The sequence below is a fragment of the Streptomyces sp. NPDC037288 genome (genome assembly GCF_055603265.1).
On sequence record NZ_JBVJVY010000163.1, the window covers coordinates 1 to 3,440 of the forward strand.

Here is a 3,440-nt window from a genome sequence, read left to right on the forward strand (position 1 = left end):
GAACACCACCGCAACGACCAGGAGCCTCGTCTCGTCACCCCACACCGCTGACCTGCACCTTCACCCCAGCAGGACAGGATGAAAACGGTTCACTGCGTGGTGATCAACGCGGACGGCGAACGGCGGCTGCACCTGCCGGGTCCTGAACGACGAGACAGCCCTGCTGGAACTGATCGCTGACATCCTGGCCCCCGACACCGATGCGCTGTGGGCCGTTGATCTCAACCACGGTTCAGCCGCCTTGCTGATCGGGCTGCTGCTCAGCCACGACCAGCCGGTGGTCTATATCACCGGAATGACCGTGCACCGGGCTTCGGCTTCTTACCGGGGCGAGGGCAAAACCGGCGCCAAGGATGCCTTCGTCATCGCCGACCAAGCCCGCATGGCCGCGACCTGGGCCCGCTGCGGCCCGGCGACGAGGCCGCCGCGGACCTGCGCACCCTAACCGCCCGCCGCACCGATCTCGTGGCCGACCGCACCCGTCAGATCAACTGACTCCTGGCCCAACTCCTGGAAATCTTGCCGGCCTTGGCACGTTCACTGGGTCTGGCCAACAAAGGTTCTGTGATGCTGCCGACGGGCTACCAAACCCCGGCTGGGATCCGCCGCAGCGGCGCCAAGCGCATCGAAATGTGGCTGCGCGACCGCAGGGTGCGCAGCGCCGCCGCACTCGCCAAGATGGCCACAGAGGCGGCCGAAGCTCAGCACACGGCACTGCCCGGTGAGAAGCTGTCCGCCGCGATGGTGGTCCGCCTCGCGAAGGGGGTGATGACCCTCGACGAGGAGATCGCCGCAATCCGCGCTGATCGAGGCCCGGTTTCGCGAGCACCCGCACGCCGAGGCGATCCTCAGCCTGCCCGGCATGGGCCAGCAGATGGGAGCCGTGTTCCTCGCCACGACGGGACACGGACGCCTTCGGGAGCGCCGACCGGCTCGCCGGATACGCCGGCCTGGCACCCACTCCACGTGACTCCGGCCGCGTCAGCGGCAACCTCCCCAGGCCACGCCGCTTTCACCGCGGCCTACTCAACGCGATGTACCTCTCCGCCCTGTCCAACCTGAGGAACTACCCGGCCTGGAAGACGTACTACGCGCGCAAGCGCGCCGAGGGCAAGGGACACAAGCAGGCACTGCTGGCACTCACCCGCCGCCGTCTCAATATTCTATGGCCGTGATCCGCGACGGAGCGTGCTACCAAGCCGCACCACCTGCCACAGCAGCGGCTTGACATCAGCATTGCCCGGCACTTCCTGACCGGGCGTGGCGGTGGGGCCATGCCGAAGCGAGGACAGCCGCTCGCTGGGGGCCGGACGACGCAGGACGTGAGGAACCATCCAGGTAACCCGCGGGGGCAACCGGGAACAACACCTGACCGGTGACGCCGCGTGCCACGCTGTGTCCGTCCCCAGCTCCGAGACGCAAGTCGTGGCCGGACAAAACATCCCTTACCAGGACCAACCGCCTCGCCCGGCTGCTGTCAAGCTGAGGTGCCAGCCGGGAAGCAACCGAGAACCAGGTCCCGACACTGCTGAAAGGTGCAGACAGAAGCAGCTCTGCGTTTCGCCGGTGGCCTATCCGAACATGGACGGCGGGACAACTCCCCTTGCTACCGCCTGCCTGGCCTTTCGGAATGCAACGCCATCAAATGCCGCAAGCGCGTGGTGACAGCCACGAACCAGCTCCCTCGGCCGCATCTGTCGGCGACGCTTGAAAAGTGAGCCGAGTCCGGCGCTTGGGTTCCAACGCTTGTCGCAACATTCCTTGATCATTGTGGAGTGTTGATGGCGAGGCGGGGACGTAAGCGCAGGCTGGAGCTCGAGGCCGAGTACTGGCGCCTTCTGGCGGCCGGGGTGGGCAGCGTCGAGGCGTGCAGGCGCCTTGGGATCGGGCGCAAGACAGGCTACCGGTGGCGGGCGGAGAACGGTGGCCTGCAACCGGACTATCTCCCGGAAGCCTCGCGTTCGGGGCGGTACTTGTCGCTGTTGGAGCGTCGGAGGATCGCCTCGCTGCGTGGTCGCGGCCTGGCGGTCGGGGAAATAGCCGGCCTGATCGGACGGGCACCGTCGACGGTCAGCCGGGAGCGGCGCAACAGCCGTCCACACGACTACGGCAGATACGACGCCGACCTGGCCCACCACCGCGGCCGCGAACGGGCCAGACGTCCCCGACGTTCCAAGCTGTCCACGGATCCGAGCTCAAAGCAGAGGTTCAGTCCAAGCTGGACATGGAGTGGAGCCCGGAGCAGATCGCCGCCCATCTCAGGACCCGCTGGCCCGACCGTCCCGACCGGCACCTCTGTCACGAGACCATCTACCGAGCCCTCTACCAAGGTGCCAAGGGTGGCTTGAGCAGGACCCTCACCAGGAAACTTCGCACCGGCCGGCCGCTGAGAAAGCAGCGCCGCCGCCCCGACCAGCGCATGCCACGATTCGTTGCACCCGCCGTCCTCATCGACCGTCGGCCGCCGGTCATCGAGTTGCGCGAGCGTCTCGGTGACTGGGAGGGCGACCTCGTCGTGGGCGCCCGCAGCCAGTCCGCCGTCGCCACACTCGTCGACCGGCGAACCCGCTATCTCTGCCTGGTCCCGCTGCCGGAGGGGCACTCAGCCAGCCAGTTGCGTGACGCCCTCATCGCCGCCCTCAGCACGTTGCCGGAACAGGCACGTCGGAGCCTCACCTGGGATCAGGGCTCCGAGATGGCCCGTCATCATGAACTCGCGCCCTACTTCACGGACGGGATCTTCTTCGCACGCCCTGGCAGTCCCTGGGAGCGAGGGACGAATGAGAACACGAACGGCTTGATCCGGCAGTACCTGCCCAAACGCACGAACCTGTCCCTGCACACCGCTGACGACCTCCGTGTCATTGAGCACCGGCTCAACAATCGACACCGCAAGACCCTGAGTTGGCAGACCCCAGCTCAGGCATTCGCCGCGGCTCTGGCACTCTGAGCCTGCAACGTTGCGACGATGATGCGAATCCGCCTTAGAACCCAAGCGTCGGCACTGGTCCACTTTTCAGCCGTCGCCGACAGCCGGCAGCCCCCGGCGATGCGAACCACCGGGGGCTCAACCCTTCGCGGGCGGCAACACCCTAACCCGAAGCGGCCCAAAGGATCGATGGACGCGCCGTCGAGCCCCAGCGATGCCCGTCACTGTGCGAGGCGGTAGAAACCCACAAGCAGGGATGGCCTTGTGCCTAGGCGTTGGCGGCGTTACAGACGGCACTGTCGCGTTGTTGGGTATGGCTGATGCTGAGGACGTATCGGCGTGCGGTTGTTCACCTTTCGACTGTCAGCAGTGCGGCAGCCGGTTATCTGGTTCCGGACGGTGAGGCGTTCGGTCATTTTGAGGGGCCCTGCGGTTTCCGTACAGCAGCTTATTGGCTAATTCATGCGGCGAGCTGCTGATTCAGGTAGTCGTCGTGGACCTCTCGTGGGGT

1 protein-coding gene and 2 pseudogenes are annotated in these 3,440 nt (G+C 66.3%); all 3 read left to right on the forward strand.

Annotated elements, in window-relative coordinates; translation table 11 throughout:
- Positions 1-78: 78 nt before the first annotated feature.
- Positions 79-1,228, forward strand: a pseudogene (locus tag ACZ7GZ_RS42755) (IS110 family RNA-guided transposase).
- 553 nt (positions 1,229-1,781) lie between these two features.
- A pseudogene (locus tag ACZ7GZ_RS42760) lies at positions 1,782-2,024 on the forward strand (IS30 family transposase); the annotation flags it as partial.
- A gap of 200 nt (positions 2,025-2,224) precedes the next feature.
- Complete coding sequence (locus ACZ7GZ_RS42765; RefSeq protein WP_471033219.1) at positions 2,225-2,950, forward strand: IS30 family transposase; 726 nt, start codon at positions 2,225-2,227, stop codon at positions 2,948-2,950.
- Positions 2,951-3,440: the final 490 nt, after the last annotated feature.